General features: G+C 63.3%; 13 protein-coding genes and 1 tRNA gene. 10 read left to right on the forward strand and 4 right to left on the reverse strand.

What is annotated here, in order from left to right; translation table 11 throughout:
- Positions 1 to 90 precede the first annotated feature (90 nt).
- The 5 genes from D8Z78_RS09085 to D8Z78_RS09105 all read left to right on the forward strand — a co-directional run bounded on the left by D8Z78_RS09085 (position 91) and on the right by D8Z78_RS09105 (position 5156).
- Positions 91 to 606, forward strand: coding sequence for an SRPBCC family protein (locus tag D8Z78_RS09085; protein ID WP_121629625.1), 516 nt, complete (start codon positions 91 to 93; stop codon positions 604 to 606).
- Positions 607 to 678: 72 nt separating this feature from the next.
- Entirely contained in the window at positions 679 to 1164 is a 486-nt protein-coding gene (locus tag D8Z78_RS09090; RefSeq protein WP_121629624.1) for a (2Fe-2S)-binding protein, read from the forward strand.
- 14 nt (positions 1165 to 1178) lie between these two features.
- Positions 1179 to 1832, forward strand: coding sequence for a hypothetical protein (locus tag D8Z78_RS09095; RefSeq protein WP_128910756.1), 654 nt, complete (start codon positions 1179 to 1181; stop codon positions 1830 to 1832).
- 74 nt (positions 1833 to 1906) lie between these two features.
- On the forward strand, positions 1907 to 4267 hold the full coding sequence (locus D8Z78_RS09100; RefSeq protein WP_121629622.1) for a xanthine dehydrogenase family protein molybdopterin-binding subunit: 2361 nt from the start codon (positions 1907 to 1909) through the stop codon (positions 4265 to 4267).
- Between the two features lie 97 nt (positions 4268 to 4364).
- Positions 4365 to 5156: an FAD binding domain-containing protein gene (locus tag D8Z78_RS09105; RefSeq protein WP_121629621.1), complete on the forward strand. Its 792-nt coding sequence runs from the start codon at positions 4365 to 4367 to the stop codon at positions 5154 to 5156.
- A gap of 75 nt (positions 5157 to 5231) precedes the next feature.
- Here the strand turns inward: D8Z78_RS09105 and D8Z78_RS09110 are convergent, their stop codons facing one another.
- Both D8Z78_RS09110 and D8Z78_RS09115 read right to left on the reverse strand, forming a co-directional pair.
- Positions 5232 to 6179 (reverse strand): FAD:protein FMN transferase, encoded by a 948-nt coding sequence (locus tag D8Z78_RS09110; RefSeq protein ID WP_240672057.1) that lies wholly within the window; start codon positions 6177 to 6179, stop codon positions 5232 to 5234.
- Positions 6098 to 8203, reverse strand: coding sequence for a 4Fe-4S binding protein (locus tag D8Z78_RS09115; RefSeq protein ID WP_121629619.1), 2106 nt, complete (start codon positions 8201 to 8203; stop codon positions 6098 to 6100). The genes D8Z78_RS09110 and D8Z78_RS09115 overlap by 82 nt, the downstream gene beginning before the upstream one ends.
- A gap of 109 nt (positions 8204 to 8312) precedes the next feature.
- On the opposite strand from D8Z78_RS09115, the gene D8Z78_RS09120 reads away from it, so the two are divergent.
- The 3 genes from D8Z78_RS09120 (at position 8313) to D8Z78_RS09130 (ending at position 12535) form a co-directional block, all read left to right on the forward strand.
- Positions 8313 to 9056, forward strand: a complete 744-nt coding sequence (locus D8Z78_RS09120; RefSeq protein WP_121629618.1) for an ABC transporter permease — start codon at positions 8313 to 8315, stop codon at positions 9054 to 9056.
- Positions 9057 to 9171: 115 nt separating this feature from the next.
- Positions 9172 to 10800, forward strand: coding sequence for a calcium-binding protein (locus D8Z78_RS09125; RefSeq protein WP_121629617.1), 1629 nt, complete (start codon positions 9172 to 9174; stop codon positions 10798 to 10800).
- A 103-nt stretch (positions 10801 to 10903) separates the two neighbouring features.
- Positions 10904 to 12535, forward strand: coding sequence for a calcium-binding protein (locus tag D8Z78_RS09130; protein ID WP_121629616.1), 1632 nt, complete (start codon positions 10904 to 10906; stop codon positions 12533 to 12535).
- A gap of 4 nt (positions 12536 to 12539) precedes the next feature.
- Here the strand turns inward: D8Z78_RS09130 and D8Z78_RS09135 are convergent.
- Positions 12540 to 12616, reverse strand: a tRNA-Ile gene (locus D8Z78_RS09135).
- Positions 12617 to 12659: 43 nt separating this feature from the next.
- Positions 12660 to 13562 carry a nuclease gene (locus D8Z78_RS09140; RefSeq protein WP_121629615.1) on the reverse strand — a complete coding sequence of 301 codons (903 nt, stop codon included), beginning with the start codon at positions 13560 to 13562 and terminating at the stop codon, positions 12660 to 12662.
- Between the two features lie 151 nt (positions 13563 to 13713).
- On the opposite strand from D8Z78_RS09140, the gene purM reads away from it, so the two are divergent.
- A complete protein-coding gene (gene purM, locus D8Z78_RS09145) occupies positions 13714 to 14757 on the forward strand; it encodes a phosphoribosylformylglycinamidine cyclo-ligase (protein WP_121629859.1) in 1044 nt (347 codons plus the stop codon).
- Positions 14754 to 15344, forward strand: a complete 591-nt coding sequence (gene purN, locus D8Z78_RS09150; protein WP_121629614.1) for a phosphoribosylglycinamide formyltransferase — start codon at positions 14754 to 14756, stop codon at positions 15342 to 15344. The genes purM and purN overlap by 4 nt, the downstream gene beginning before the upstream one ends.
- Positions 15345 to 15346: the final 2 nt, after the last annotated feature.

Raw genomic sequence — 15346 nt, forward strand, 5'->3', positions numbered from 1 at the left:
GTCGGGCGCAAACGGCAATTACGCCATTGGTCTAATAGTCCCGAGGGGGGCGGCGCGCCTAGGCTGCGCATCAAGGAAAGGACGACACCCATGCAGATGAGCGATTCCCGCACGATCAAGGCCCCGCGCGAGGTGGTCTTTGCGGCGATCCTGGACCCGGAGGTTCTCAAGCAATGCGTGCCCGGCTGCACCGAGATGTCCGGATCGGCCGACGAGGGATTCGAGGCGACGGTGACGCAAAAGGTCGGCCCGGTGAAGGCGACCTTCAAAGGGCAGGTGACCCTGTCGGAAATGGACCCGCCCAACACCGTCAAGCTGGAAGGCGAGGGCAAGGGCGGCGCGGCTGGCTTTGCCAAGGGCGGCGCGGTGGTGCGGCTCGAAGAGGCCGAAGAGGGCACGCTGCTGCATTATGATGTCGAGGCCAAGGTCGGCGGCAAGCTGGCGCAGCTGGGCAGCCGCATCATCGACGGCTTTGCCAAGAAAATGGCCGACCAGTTCTTCCAGAATTTTCAGGAAGCTGTTGAAGGCCCCTCCGAGACGGGCGAAGCTGAAACAGCGCAGGCCGAGCCCGAGAAGAAGGGCTGGTTCAAAAAGATCACCGGCTGAGGCCGGACCAAAGCTAGAGGCCCCGGGTCAGGCCCGGGGCAGGTGACAAAGTGATATCCAGGGAGGATTGAAATGGCAGAAGTGACGATGAAGGTGAACGGCAAATCCGTCACCAAGTCGGTCAAGGGCAACACGCTGATGGTGGAGTTCCTCCGCGACGAGCTGCGCCTGACCGGGACACATGTGGGCTGCGACACCTCGCAATGCGGGGCATGCAACATCCATGTGAACGGTGAGCTTGTCAAAGCCTGCACCATGTTCGCAGGCGAGGCCGACGGTGCCGAAGTGACCACGATCGAGGCGCAGGCCGCCGCAGATGGCACGTTGAGCGCGATCCAGCAGGCCTTTCAGGACCATCACGGCCTTCAGTGCGGGTTCTGCACACCGGGCATGGTGATGGCGGCGGCGTCCTTGCTGAAAGACAACCCCAAGCCCACCGAGGCCGAGGTACGCCACTACCTCGAAGGCAATATCTGCCGCTGCACCGGCTACCACAACATCGTCAAGGCGATCATGGCAGCCTCCGGTCAGGACGTCAGCTCCATCGCGGCCGAGTAACGCCGGTGCGCTCTGTGTTCCGTGCCTTCTTTGTCGTGGCGGCGGGCCTTGTCTCCGGGGCGGTGATGGCGGGCGACTGCCCGACCCGTGCCGATCTGGACCACGGCTTCGTCCTGATCGACGAAGAGCGGTATTCGTCCTACCATGTCCGGCGCTTGCCGGATCAGCGCATGTGGCGCGGGGCACGCTTCCTGAGCGCCTCGGGAACGGACGGATACGGAACACGAGAGACCATTTTCGAGCCGCAAGGCATTGTCGTTGTCGAAACGGCAGGCAGCCATATCGCTTGGTGGACCTTCGATGCCGATCTGTCGGCACTGCGCACGCTGGACCTGAACGAACCCTTTTCGTTCGAGGGCAGCGTTCGCTACCGGCAGATGGACAACGCGACCGGCCTCATGACCGACACCTTTTCGGAGTCCGGCCCGGGGCGCGTCGAGTTCCGGCTCAGGGGACGCAAGGCGCTGGATATCGGCGACTGTTCCTATGTCGCCTTCAGCTATTCCGCGCTGACGCACAAATCGGTCCGGGGCGGCGAAATGGTGAAGGTGCCCGGGTATTTCACATGGCTGCCGGAACTCAACGTGGTTGTGGACGGCCTTTGGACGCCCTTGGTCCGAATGCCGCACAAGATTCGCAAACGCCAACCGGGGGACTGGTTCGGCTGAGGATGACGATTGAACGAACCGGGTGCGCGTGTGCCGCGCGCGCCTGACACGAAATCTCTTAGGGAGGAAACACAATGCCGAAGGATCATGGCATCGGCGCAAGCCCGAAGCGCCGCGAGGACGTGCGCTTTCTGACGGGCGCCGGCAACTACACCGACGACATCAATGTCTACGGTCAGACCTATGTCTATTTCCTGCGCTCCGACGTGGCGCACGGGAAGATCAACAAGATCGACACCTCCGCCGCGGCTGACATGCCCGGCGTCGTGCGCATCTTCACCGGCGCCGATTTCGAAGGCGTGGGCGGTCTGCCCTGCGGGTGGCAGGTCACCGACAAGCACGGCGAACCGATGAAGGAGCCGGCCCACCCGGTTCTGGCACAGGGCAAGGTTCGCCATGTGGGCGATCCGATTGCCGCCATCGTGGCCGAAAGCCTCGAAGAGGCGCGCAACGCCGCCGAGGCCATCGATCTGGACATCGAGGAACTGCCTGCCGTCGTCGACATGAAGGTCGCTCTGGAATCCGGCGCTGCCAAGGTGCATGACGATCTGGACAACAACCTCTGCTATGACTGGCAGTTCGGGTCCGATCAGGCTGCCATCGACGAGGCGTTTTCCAAGGCCGCGCATGTCACCACGCTGGAACTGAAGAACCAGCGCCTCGTGGCCAACCCGATGGAGCCGCGCGTCGCCGTGGGCGAGTACAACCGCGCCAACGATGAATCGACGCTCTATACTACCTCGCAGAACCCGCACGTCATCCGCCTGCTGATGGGCGCCTTCGTGCTGGGTATCCCCGAGCACAAGCTGCGCGTCGTGGCCCCCGATGTGGGCGGCGGTTTCGGCACCAAGATCTTCCACTACGCCGAAGAAGCCTTCGTCACCTTTGCCTCGCGCCAGCTCAATCGCCCGGTCAAGTGGACCTCGTCCCGCTCCGAGGCGTTCATGTCTGACGCCCATGGCCGCGATCACGTGACCAAGATCGAATTGGCGCTGGACGCGGATAACAAGTTCATCGGCCTGCGCACCGACACCTACGCCAATATGGGCGCCTACCTGTCGACCTTCGCATCCTCGGTTCCGACTTGGCTGCATGGCACGCTGATGGCGGGCAACTACACCACCCCGGCGGTGCAGGTGAACGTCAAGGCCGTGTTCACCACGACCGTTCCGGTGGACGCCTATCGCGGCGCGGGCCGCCCCGAGGCGACCTTCCAGCTGGAGCGCGTGATCGACAAGGCCGCGCGCGAGTTGGGCGTCGACCCGATCGAACTGCGTCGCAAGAACTTCATCCGGTCCTTCCCCTATTCGACCCCGGTCGCGGTGGAATATGACACCGGCGATTACGACGCGACGATGGACACGCTGGTCAAGATGATCGACCGCGACGGGTTCGAGGCGCGCCGCAAGGAGTCCGAGGCGCGCGGCAAGCTGCGCGGTCTGGGTGTGAACTGCTATATCGAGGCCTGCGGCATCGCGCCGTCGAACCTTGTCGGTCAGCTCGGCGCACGCGCCGGTCTGTACGATGCGGCGACGGTCCGGGTGAACGCCACGGGCTCGATCTCGGTGATGGTCGGGGCGCACAGCCACGGTCAGGGCCACGAGACGGTGTTCCCGCAGGTTGTCGCGGAGATGCTGGGCATTGACGAAAGCATGATCGACATCGTGCATGGCGACAGCTCGAAGATCCCCTTCGGCATGGGCACCTATGGCTCGCGCTCGCTGGCGGTCTGCGGCTCTGCCATGGTTCGCGCCACCGAGAAGATCATCAACAAGTCCAAGAAGATCGCCGCCCACCTGCTGGAAGCGTCCGAAGCCGATATCGAGCTGAAGGACGGTCAGTTCAGCGTGGCAGGCACCGACAAGTCGGTTGCTTGGGGTGACGTGACCCTTGCCGCCTACGTGCCGCACAACTACCCGCTCGAAGATATCGAGCCGGGTCTGGAGGAAACGGCATTCTACGATCCGGCCAACTTCACCTACCCCTCGGGCGCCTATGCCTGCGAGGTCGAGGTCGACCCGGAGACCGGCAAGGTCACCGTGCTGGATTTCGCCGCGGCGGATGACTTCGGCAATGTGGTCAACCCGATGATCGTCGAAGGTCAGGTCCATGGCGGTCTGGCACAGGGCATTGGTCAGGCGCTGCTAGAAAACTGCGCCTACGATGAAAACGGCCAGCTGCTGAGCGCGTCCTACATGGATTACGCGATGCCGCGCGCGTCGGATGTGCCTTTCTACAAGGTGGACCATTCCAACGCGACGCCCTGCACCCACAACCCGCTTGGGGTGAAGGGCTGCGGCGAGGCCGGGGCCATCGGGTCGCCGCCGGCACTGGTGAACGCGGTACTGGACGCGCTGAACAGCGCGGGCCACAAGGTCGAGCATATCGACATGCCGCTGTCGCCGTCGCGCGTCTGGGCTGCGATGAACGGCTGAGTTGAGAGCGCGTTCGGGGGCTTTGCCCCCGGACCCCCACGGTATTTGGGGCCAGAAGAAACCCTGATCGGGTCTTTGGCCCAAGGAGGACAAGAGAATGTACGCATTCGATTTTGAACGCCCGACGACGCTGGCCGATGCGGTCGCGGCTCTGGGCAAGGACGAAGCGCAGGCGCTTGGCGGTGGCCAGACCCTGATCCCCACGTTGAAACAGCGTCTGGCTTCGCCGTCGGTGCTGGTCAGCCTGTCCGGCATTGCCGAGATGAAGGGTGTCTGCGTCGAGGACGGCGCGGTCAATATTGGCGGCGGCACCACCCACGCCACCGTGGCCAGCGAGGCGGCGGAGAGCTTTCCGGCGCTGGCGGCACTGGCGGGCAATATCGGTGATCCGGCGGTGCGCAATCGCGGCACCATCGGTGGCTCGCTGGCCAACAATGACCCGGCGGCCTGCTACCCGGCAGCGGCGCTAGGCACTGGCGCGACCATCGTGACCAACACTCGCGAGATCGCGGCAGACGACTATTTCCAGGGCATGTTCACCACTGCGTTGGACGAGGGTGAGATCATCACCTCGGTCAAGCTGCCGATCCCCGAGAAGGCCGCCTATATCAAGTTCGAACAGCCCGCCTCGCGCTTTGCGCTGGTTGGCGTGTTTGTGTCCAAGGGGGCCGATGGCGTGCGCGTCGCCGTGACCGGCGCCTCCGAAGAGGGCGTGCATCGCTGGACCGCCGCCGAAGAGGCGCTGAATGGCAACTTCGCGCCCGAGGCGCTGGATGGCCTGTCCGTGTCCGCCGATGGCATGATCAACGACCTGCATGGCTCGGGCGCTTACCGTGCTCATCTGGTGGCGGTCTTGACCAAGCGGGCGGTGGCGCAAGCCAACGGCTGAACTGAAGACATCTGAAATGACCCCCGGTCCTGGCGGCCGGGGGTTTTTTGTTGCCAATTTCGGGAGTGTCGAAATTCAGAGCGTGCGCAGGTTCCCGACCGCATCGACGACGGTGATGCGGTGGAGGTTCGCCCGTGACTTGAGCGTCGCGAGTTCGTCAAGCGACATGAAGACACCGGCGGTCGAAAGCGCGTCGGCGAGCGTGGCGGTGTCGGCTTCGATTGCCACGGTGGACCACAGGGCAGGACGGCCGTCCGGCGACAGGATATGCCCCGTTCGGCCCAGCCGCAGCGCCTCCGGCGACGAGGTTGCGATCGCGCGGTTGTCGAGGCTGCGCTGGCCAACCAGTCCCTGCGTCGGATCCGAGATACCGAGCCGGAACGGCCCGCCCAAAGCACTGAATTCCCCGATATTGATCAAGGCCTTGTCAAATCCGCGGGACATCAGCTGCCCGCGCAAAAGGTCGGTCGCATAGCCTTGGGCGATGCCGTTGAGGGTCAGCTTCTGATGCTGTGCAAGCTGAATCGCTTGCGGTGTGTGGGTCACCTTGTCCCAGCCAATCAAGGTTCGGGGAATAACGGGATCTTGCCCCTGCGCAAGCGCGTTCCAAAGCGGTTGCACGGTCGGATCGAACAGGCCCCCCGTGAGGTCATAGGCTTTCTGGACGTGATCCATGAGTGTATGAAAACGGGCAGTTCCCGCATGAAACCCTATGGCGTTGAGGCGCGTCAGGGCAGAATCCGGGCGGTAGAGGCTGAATTCCTGCTCGAACGCATCCAGCCAGTCCGGCAGGGCGTCCAGAACAGGGGCAACGGCGTCTTTTGGGCCGTGCAAGGTCAGACTGACCTCTCCGCCCAAGGCACGGCCCCGCCATGTCGACGCGGTAGCGAGGTGGGGCGCGCAGGCGAAGGCGGCGCTCAGTTGCAGAAAGCGGCGACGATTCATTCGGCAGGCACCTCGTTTGGATGCCCCGTGCGGCGCGCCCGGCTCCCTTCGCGGGTTTTCAGGATCAAGGGCACGCACCGGGTTTCGTCATCATGGATGGTCACGCAGTCAAGGCACTGGAAACATTCGTCATACTGGATTTCGCCAGTGCGCTTGATTGCGCCGTAGTTGCATTTCACCCGGCACAGTTGACAGGGTGACCCACATTCGACCCGGCGCGGAATCCAGCGCCGCAGACGCAGCGCGCCGCCAATGGCCATCAGCGCCCCCAACGGACAGAGGTAGCGGCAGAAGCCTTTGAAGACCATGGTCCCCAGCACCAGCCACAGCGCCGCGTAGGCGACATAGTACCATTCGCGCACGAAGAAGGTGGTGATGGCCGTCTTGAAGGGCTCGATCTCGGCGGCCTTGTCCATGTGTTGCGGCGCAAACACCGTGACCGCGACCAACCCGGCCAGCGCCACGTATTTGACCGCCTTCAGGCGTTGATCCCAAGCGCGCGACGGCTCGATGCGCGGAAGATGCAGGAAACGCCCGATATGATGCGCGAACTCCTGCAATGCGCCGAACGGGCAGAGCCAACCGCAGAACAAACCGCGCCCCCATAGCACGAAACCTGCCAGAACGGCCGCCCAGATCAGCAGCGAAAACGGATCGTAGAGCAGGAAGGCAAAGCTGCCCCCAGCGAGGCTGGTCTGCAAGGCCGCCAGCGGTGTGACGATGGACAGCTGACCCTGTCCCCACCAGCCCACGAAGCCCAGCACGAATGCCAGAATCCCAAGCCGGACCGGCGTGTAGACCGGCAGACTGGCCAGACGGGATTGCACAAAGAGCAGGGTGGGCAGCAGGACCGCAAGGAACGCCGCCAGCACGTAGAGATCGGCTTGCCGGTTGCGGATCGCCTCCTCGAACGGGGTCAGACGCTCGACCTCTCCGGGGCGGGTGAAAAAGCGTTCGTCGGTGCTGATCTGCGCCTCGATGGTGACCGAGCCTATTTCTGGCTGGAACATGCCGTGTTCGCGCACGGCTTGCACCGTCATCGTCCAAGGGCTTGCCGGATCGAACCCCAGACGGCGATCCGTGCGCAGGATCATGGCGACGCCGTCCTGCAAGGCCTCCGGGACGTCATCGGACAGTTCGACGAACAGGTCGGCATCGCGCAGGGCAATCGGAAAGCCGTTCTGTTGCGCGCCCAGCCAGTCAGGCGCCGTGTTGCGCACGAAATCGGGCGAAACCAACCCATGCCGGGCCGTCTCGATCACGAGGATAGGCTCGTCGAAGGTGCTGATCTCCTTGAACCGGTCCAGTTCGGCCAGCGTATCCTCGGACAACAGTGCCCGGGCGATGCTCTGCGGCCCGAGATCGGCCACCCAAAGGTCGAGATAGACCTCGTCGGGATAATCGCGCGCCTCGGGATCGTCATCTTCCCATGTCGTGCCCGCAAATCGTGCATCGATTTCCGCGTTTGTCAGCGTTTTGTGCGTAATAAGCCCTTGATCGCGCAAATCCTGAAAGCTCAGCGCCTCGTCGACCGCCGGATCGGGAAAGCTGGGCGGGCCGGAGGCAACGCCCCCCATCTTTTCGCGCGCCACGCTCAGCGCGGCGGCAAGGATCGATTCATGGGCGATGCGCACGCTGGCGGTAGCCTTCGTCACGCCGTCGAGATAGACCAGCCCGCTCCCCTCGGAGCCACCGCCATAAGGTGTGCCGACCACCATGGGCGAACTGATCGAATGGCCGCGATACTGCTCCATGAAGGCATGAAAGGGCGCTTGCCCAAGCCCCGAAACAAAGATCGGCTCGTTGTGGTCGAGCAGAAGGACATCCAGAAACCGTCCATCCAGATCCAGCACCACCAGCATGTTGATCGGCGCGCCGGAAAAGCCGGGCAGGGGCGCCATCGGTTCCGTCTGGAAAACGTATCCCGCATGGGCGCCACCCGAATTGAGCAACTCGTAGACGCCGTCGTCGCTGATCTGCTTGCCCAGCGACATGGGCGCGCGCACCAGTTGTGCCATCTCGGCTTCCGAGATGGTTTCGGCGCAAAGACCGACGGCACTGGCAAGCCAGAGCCACAAACTGGCCAAGAAACGTGCTCTCATTTGGGCAAATTAACAGCGATGCTCCGGCGCGAAATGCGACCTTGGTGGCAGGTCGCCGCGCTTGGGTCGCGCGCGGTTTGCGGCTAGCCTGCCGTCAGGAGGAGCGCAGATGAAGACACCTGTCACGGCCTTGTCGCTGCTGGCCTTGCTGGCGCTTTGGACCGTTGCGGCATGGCTGGGCAATGATCCGTCGGTGCTGCCCGGCCCGTGGGAAGTGGGGCAGGTGGTGCTGCGCGAAAGCGCAAGCGGCAAGTTGTGGTTCCACATGGGCTGGACTCTGTGGCGCGTCGTGCTGGCCTTCTGTCTGGCCATGGCGGTGGGCTGCGCGTTGGGACTGGCGCTTGGCCTGTCGCCACGGCTGAACCGGTGGGCCGACCCTTGGGTCACGGTGATGCTGAACCTGCCGGCGCTGGTGATCATCGTTCTGTGCTACCTTTGGATCGGTCTGAACGAGGTTGCCGCGGTGGTCGCCGTGTCGCTGAACAAGACCGCCATGGTCACGGTCACCATCCGCGAGGGCGTGCGCGCGCTTGACCGGCAGGTGGCCGATATGGCCCAGGTCTATCGCATGTCGTGGCTGGCGCGGTTGCGGCACGTGATCTGGCCGCAGCTGGGGCCGTTCGTGGCCGCCAGCACCCGCAACGGGCTCGCCGTCATCTGGAAGATTGTGCTGGTGGTGGAATTCCTCGGGCGTGGCAATGGTGTGGGTTTCCAGATTCACCTGTATTTCCAGATGTTCGATACCGCCACGGTCATGGCCTACGCACTGAGCTTCACCGCCGTGATGCTGGCCATCGAATACCTGATCGTGCAGCGCTGGGAGCGCAAGGCCACCGCGTGGCGGACCGCTTGACGTAAGGGCAGTTTTGACCCGAGGTTGACCGATCCCCTGTGCCTTTGGCAGAATTTCAGCGGCTTGGTGCGCTTTTTAGCCCAAATTATATTGATTTTTTCAAAGGAATTTCCTCATGCCCATTATCGATGGAACATCCGGCAATGACAGCCTGACGTCCGACAATACCAGCATCGACACGATCAACGGCTTGGGCGGAGATGACACGATCACCGTGTCCAACGGGTCGGGGTTGGATCATGATTTCGTCTATCCCGGCGAAGGCAACGACATCATCAACGTCAACAGTCCGGGACGTGTATTTCTCGAAGCGAATGGCGGCGACGACACGATCAACGGCGGTAGCGGCTATCTTGTCACGACCTACATCGCCAGCAGTCCGACGGAAAGCGGCTGGACCGTCGATCTGGCCGCAGGAACAGCGAGCACGAACGAACGCGCGCTCACTTTGAGCTTCGTCCAGTCTCTAAGCTTCGACAATGAGACTGATGATCTGGTCGATGTCGCCGGGTTCCCGCAGGGACGAGTCGAGATATATGCGGATGGCGGAAACGATACCGTGACCGGGATCGATATTTGGTCCTATGTCAATCTTGGGGACGGCGACGATTTGGTCGTGATCGACACGATCTCAGCCAACAATTCCAGGTTCGACGGCTGGCATGGCAATGACACGATCGATTTCTCGAACGTCACCGGTGCGGTGACGGTCGATCTCGCCAACCAAGACTTTAGCCAAGGTGGCTTTACCGGGAGTGTGGATGACTTCGAGACCGTGCTGGGAACGGCCTTTGGCGATACGATAACGGCATCGGGCATGCTGCTGGGGCATGAGCTGTCCGGGCAGGGCGGGGCCGATACGCTGACCGGGGGCGAGGGGGACGACACGCTGGATGGTGGTTTTTCGCAGGACCTTCTGGAAGGCGGTCTTGGCAACGATCACCTGACTGGCGGCTATGGCGACGATACGATCATCGGCGGCGACGGAGTGGATACCGCCTATTACACCGGCTTCGGCGGCGGGATCACCGTCAGCCTCGTCACCAGCGGCGGGCAATATACCGGCGCGGGCGGCACGGACGACCTGCAAGGGATCGAGAACCTCGTCGGCGGGGATTTCAACGACCGATTTGTTGGTTCGACCGGCGCCAACCGGCTGGAGATGGGCGCGGGATCGAACGTGGCGGTTGGGCTGGGCGGCGATGATACGATGATCGGCGGCAACGGTGTCGACAATCTTCAGGGCGGCGCGGGCGAGGACAGCTTGCGCGGCAGCGGCGGGCGCGACGTACTGGACGGGGGCGCTGATGACGATGTGCTGGTGGGCGGGTCCGACAACGACCAACTGCGCGGCGGGACCGGGTCCGACACGCTGGCGGGCGGCAAGGGGCGCGACATCCTGATCGGCGGCCCCGTCAGCGGCACGAGCTTTCCCGGCGATGGCAACGTTGACTATTTCGTTTTCGACGAACCCAGCGAAAGCCCGGTCGGCGCCGGGCGCGACATCATCCGTGACTTCGAGGTGGGGATCGACCAGATCGTGCTGGTCGACATGCAGGTGGGCTTGACCTTCATCGGCACGGATGCGTTTCAAACGACCAAGTCCGAAGGCGGCGAGGTCAGGTACACCCATGCCGGGTCCTTCACCATCGTGCAGGGCGATCTGGATGCGGACGGCATCGCCGATTTCGAGATTCGGCTGGATGGCACGCTGACCCTGACGGCGGCGGATTTCATCCTCTAGGGGCGTTCCACATCTGCGCCGTATGCAAAACTACGCGATATGAATAGTCCCGGGCTTTCTTGCGCAAACGCACAGGAACAGCCACAACACAGAGGATACCACCATGCCCGTTATCACCGGCACGTCTGGCAATGACAGCCTGACCTCGGACGCCAGCAGTCAGGACACCATCTACGGTCTGGGCGGGGATGATACGATCACTGTCGACAGCAGCAATGGATTTGATGGGGACGATGTCTTCCCCGGAGAGGGTGACGATCTGGTGATCGCCCAATCTCCGACAAGTGTTACTCTGGAGGCGAATGGCGGCGACGACACGATCACGGGCGGTGCCCTCTACAGCGTCTACGTCGTCATAGAAAGCGATGCCACGGAAGGTGGCTGGACGATCGACATGCAGGCCGGCACGGCCAGCACCGATCAACGCAGCCTTGAACTCAACGACATCCACCGTATCAACCTGAGAAACGACACCGACGACTATGTGGCGATCTACTGGTCTGCTCCAAGTCTATCGACTGGCGGCGGCGATGATACCGTGCGCGGGGTTTTCATGTCTTGCATTGTCAGTTTGGGGACCGGGGACGATCTGTTGATCGTCGACGACATCATCACGAACTTGCGGGCCGGCTTTATTTTGGGGGGGGACGGCACCAATACGATTGACCTCTCGCCCATCGCCGGTGCGGTGCAGATCGATGTGGGATTAAACCAGATCACGCGCGGTTCGAATACCTTGACGGTGCATGACTTCGTCGAATTTCTGGGCAGCGGGTTTGGCGATACCATGGACGCCACGGGTGAGACCCAGAACATCACCTTTCGGGGGGAGGGCGGCGCCGACACCCTGACCGGCGGGCATGGCAATGACACGCTGGATGGTGGCTTTTCGCAGGACAGCCTAGATGGCGGAGATGGAGACGATCATCTGACCGGCGGCTATGGTGATGATACGATCATCGGCGGCGACGGCATCGATACCGCCTATTACACCGGCTTCGGCGGTGGGATCACCGTCAGCCTCGTCACCAGCGGCGGGCAATATACCGGTGCGGGCGGTACCGACGACCTGCAAGACATCGAGAACCTTGTCGGCGGGGATTTCAACGACCGTTTCGTCGGCTCGACCAGCGACAATATCCTGCAACTCGGGGCCGGATCGAATACCGGCATCGGGCTGGGCGGTGACGATACCATTCTGGGGGGCTCGGGCGTCGACAATATCCAAGGTGGCGCAGGCGAGGACTTACTCAGGGGCTATGGCGGCCGCGACGTGCTGGACGGCGGCAACGACGATGATTTCCTTGCCGGAGGCAGCGGCAATGACCAGTTGCGCGGTGGCACCGGCTCCGACACGCTCGAAGGTGGCGAGGGCCGCGATATCCTGATCGGCGGCCCCGTCAGCGGCAGGACCTTTCCCGGTGACGGCGAGACCGACTATTTCGTCTTCAACGATCCCAGCGAAAGCCCGGTCGGCGCTGGCCGTGACATCATCCGCGACTTCGAGGTGGGGATCGATCAGATCGTGCTGGTCGACATGGTCGCGGGCATGGACTTCATCGGGACAGACGCCTTTCTGGGCCCCAAGGGCGGTGGCGGCGGCGAAGTGCGCTATTCCCATGCCGGGTCCTTCACCATCGTTCAGGCCGATCTGGATTCCGATGGCACCGCCGATTTCGAGATCCGGCTGGATGGCACACTGACCCTGAGCGTGAATGACTTCCTGTTGGAATGATGACTGGTAGGCCCGGCAGGACTTGAACCCGCAACCAAGGCGTTATGAGCGCCCTGCTCTAACCAATTGAGCTACAGGCCCACCGTGTCGCTTTCCCTAGCATACCTTTCGGGGTGGTCAAGCCTCAGCCGACGAGGCTGGGCGCGGGTGTCAGGTTCAGCATGCCGATGGCGCGTTGCACGTCGTCAGGCCACAGGAACAACCGGTAGGGATGGGGGATGCCCATATAGCCTTCGGGGCCATAGATCAGCCGGTCGCGCATGTCGACGCAGTAGCGCGAGCGCCATTTCAGGCGGTCGGGGTAAGACAGGTCCTCGCCTTCGACGACCTTTTTCGTGATGGAATACAGCTTTTCGCAGGCGCGGTATTCGTAGGCGGGCAGGAACAGTGGGTCAGTATATTGGCCGCGCGCCTCGTCCTGGGCTGTTTGCGCAGCCGCGACCATCATCGGCATGTCCAGTTCGCCGGGGATCGAGGGGAAGATCACGAAGGGCATGGCGTGGCCGCTTTCGATCATGTCGAGGTTGAAGGTCGCGCGCTCGCGCCGGGTCATCTCCTGCCGCTCTTTCCAAGAATAGGACGGGGCGGCATAGGCCAGAAGGCGTCCGTACCCGTCAAAACGCTCATCAGCGGCGCGCAGGAACAGTTTGCGCATCGAGCCATCGGGCCGCGTGGTGCGGCGGGCGACTGTGTCGGTGAAGAACGCCTTGCCCGCCTCGCCCTGATCGTATTGCAGCGTGCCCGCCGTGCCGCTTTCGAGGCGCGGCAGGATGTAATCGGCAAAGGCGCGGCTGACGGGGGCCTTGTCCTGCCTGATCCACTCGGCCAGTTGGGTGAACTTGCCATCGACATTGGCGGCCCCGTTGGCGCTGCGCGCCGTGGTCTCGGGCGTGTCGATGGACAGCATACGAATGGACATGCGGATATTGGGCGTGTCGCCGTCGGAAATATCGACCAGCTTGCTGGTCCCCAGCGAATCCAACGTCACGCCAGCGGGTTGCCAGAGAATCTGCACCGGATCGGGCATGTGCGATCTTCCTTTAATGGATTTTCATGAAAATACTCTCCTCATGGTAGTTCGGCGTGGTGAGTCCGGTCAAGCACCCTGCGCCAAGGCGCACGTTGCAGAGTACGGAGGAATCCGATAATCGCGGCGCAAAGCTTTGGAGACCTCATTCATGACCAGTGGCAAGAACGGCCTGACCTATGCGCAGGCAGGTGTGGATATCGATGCGGGCAACGCGCTGGTCGAACGGATCAAACCGGCGGCCAAGCGGACGAACCGGTCGGGCGTGGCCTCCGGCCTTGGTGGCTTTGGCGCGCTGTTCGACCTGAAGGATGCGGGCTATAGCGATCCGATCCTCGTCGGCGCGACGGACGGCGTGGGCACGAAGCTGCGCATCGCCATCGACACCGGCCATGTGGATGGCGTGGGCATCGATCTTGTCGCCATGTGCGTGAACGATCTGGTGTGCCAAGGGGCCGAACCCCTGTTCTTTCTCGACTATTTCGCCACCGGCAAGCTGGACACCGACACCGCCGCCCGCGTGATCGAGGGCATTGCCGAGGGCTGCGTGCGCTCTGGCTGCGCGCTGATCGGCGGCGAGACGGCGGAGATGCCTGGCATGTACCCGGCGGGGGATTTCGACCTTGCCGGTTTTGCCGTGGGCGCGATGGAGCGCGGGGCGGCGTTGCCCGAGGGCGTCGCACCGGGTGACGTGTTGCTGGGGCTGGCCTCGGACGGGGTGCATTCCAACGGCTACAGCCTCGTGCGCAAGCTGGTCGAGCTGTCGGGCCTTGGCTGGGACGCGGACTGTCCGTGGGGCGAGGGATCGCTGGGCGAGGTGCTGCTGACGCCGACGCGGCTGTATGTGAAATCGCTGCTGGAGGCGATCCGCGCGGGGGGCGTTCATGCGCTGGCGCATATCACCGGGGGCGGCCTGACCGAAAACCTGCCGCGCGTACTGCCCGAAGGCTGCGGCGCAACGATCAATCTGGACGCATGGGACTTGCCCGGCGTGTTCCAATGGATGCGCGAGGTCGGCGGGATCGAGGCGGGCGAAATGCTCAAGACCTTCAACTGCGGGATCGGCATGATCGTCGTCGTGGATGCGTCCGAGGCCGACGCGTTGACGCGCGTGCTGGCTGCTGCGGGCGAGACCGTCTATCGCCTTGGCGCCGTGACCGAGGGCGCGGGGGTTTCCTACGAGGGAACCCTGTGAAGCGCGTCGCGATCCTGATCTCGGGCGGCGGGTCGAACATGGTCAAGCTGGTCGAGGATATGACCGGCGACCACCCGGCGCGGCCCGTTCTGGTCGCGTCCAACGATCGCGAGGCTGGTGGTCTGGGCAAAGCCGCCGCGATGGGCGTGCCGACCGCCGCCGTGGATCACCGGCCGTTCAAGGGCGACCGCGAGGCGTTTGAGACGGCGCTGCGCCAGCACATCGACGCGAGCGAACCGGATATCCTGTGCCTTGCCGGGTTCATGCGCATCCTGACGCCCTCCTTCATCCGAGCTTATGAGGGGCGGATGCTGAACATCCACCCGTCGCTTTTGCCGAAATACAAGGGGCTGCACACCCATCAGCGCGCGCTCGACGCGAGCGACACGGAGGCAGGCTGCACCGTCCACGAGGTGACGGCGGAACTGGACGATGGCCCGATCCTCGGGCAGGCCCGTGTGCCCGTCCAGCCCGGTGACGATGCCGATACGCTGGCGGCGCGCGTCCTGACACAGGAACACCGGCTTTACCCGGCGGTCCTGCGCCGGTTCGCTGCCGGTGACAGGGGCCGCATCGATCTCGGCTGAGA

It is taken from the genome of Tropicibacter alexandrii, from assembly GCF_003667315.2.
Classification (GTDB): domain Bacteria; phylum Pseudomonadota; class Alphaproteobacteria; order Rhodobacterales; family Rhodobacteraceae; genus Tropicibacter; species Tropicibacter alexandrii.